This is a genomic window from Anaeromyxobacter sp. PSR-1 (assembly GCF_000964525.1).
Classification (GTDB): Bacteria; Myxococcota; Myxococcia; order Myxococcales; family Anaeromyxobacteraceae; genus Anaeromyxobacter.
Genome location: NZ_BAZG01000342.1, coordinates 1 through 1,297 on the forward strand (window position 1 = coordinate 1; position 1,297 = coordinate 1,297).

Consider the following 1,297-nt stretch of genomic DNA (forward strand, 5'->3'; position numbering starts at 1 on the left):
TTTCATGCGCGGTCCGAACCGGCAACATCGGTAACGGTCAGACCGGAGACATGGGTAACAGTCCGAGCCCATGCCCTGGGCCCACACCGACCCGATGAGCGAACGCCTCCGATTCGTGCTCGCAGCGCGCAAGCACAAGGCCACCTTCACGAGCCTATGCGCCGCGTTCGGCGTGGCGCCGAAGACCGGCTACAAGTGGCTGAGCCAGTTCGAGGCCGAAGGACCGGGAGGGCTGAAGGATCGCTCCCGACGGCCAAAGAGCAACAGCCGGTCCATCGCTCCCGAAGTCGCCGAACGGCTGATCGAGCTACGCCAGGAACTGGGCTGGGGGCCTAAGAAGCTCGTGGTCGAGCTCGAGAAGGAGCGGCGGTGGGAAGTGCCGGCGGCCAGCACCGTGGGCGAGCTGCTGAAGCGGCGCGGGCTCGTAAACCCGCGCAAGTTGCGCATGCGCAACAGGCAGCCTCGTACGCAGCCGCTTCGGCACGCAGACAAGCCGAACGCGGTCTGGGCGATGGACTTCAAGGGGTGGTTTCGACTGGGCGACGGCACGCGGTGCGACCCACTGACGGTGACCGATGCATTCAGCAGATACCTGCTCTGCTGCAAGGGCGGCACGTTCGGCGTTGGCGGCGCGGGACGGGAGGTCTGGGGCGAACTGGTCCGAGCGTTTCGGGAGCACGGGCTGCCGGAAGCCTTTCGAGTCGACAACGGTCAGCCCTGGGCGGCGCCCAAGGGCCAGCTCGCCATCACGAAGCTCGCCGTCCAGATCCTCAAGCTCGACATCGCCATCGAGCGTATCGAGCCGGGGAAGCCGCATCAGAACGGCCGTCACGAGCGCTTCCACCTCACGCTGCAAGAGACAGCGCGCCCTCCCGAGAGGAACATGCGCGCCCAGCAGCAGCGCTTCGATGCGTTTCGCCGCATCTACAACGAGCGGCGCCCGCACGAAGCGCTCCAGCAACGCACTCCGGCCGATGTGTACGTCCCCTCGCGGCGGAAGTTCCCGACCCGCATCGCAGAGCCGGACTACCCGCACTGCTTCGAAGTCCTCACCCCGAACCAGTGGGGCCTCGTCACCCTCCGGCGTCACCAGTACTTCATCAGCGTGGCGACGCGAGGCGAACGCGTCGGCTTCGTCGAGGTCGAGGAGGGCTGCTTCGAGGTCTACTTCTGCAAGCTCCTGCTCGGCCGCATCCACACTTCTCACCCGGACCTGGGCCTCGTCGCCGCCTGACGAGTGTTACCCATGTCTCCGGTCTACTCGTTACCCATGTCTCCGGTTGCACAGCGCATGAAA

1 protein-coding gene is annotated in these 1,297 nt (G+C 66.1%); it reads left to right on the plus strand.

The features are described 5' to 3' along the window. The first annotated feature begins 94 nt into the window (after nucleotides 1-94). A complete protein-coding gene (locus tag PSR1_RS23230) occupies nucleotides 95-1,234 on the plus strand; it encodes an integrase core domain-containing protein (protein WP_160309058.1) in 1,140 nt (379 codons plus the stop codon). Nucleotides 1,235-1,297: the final 63 nt, after the last annotated feature.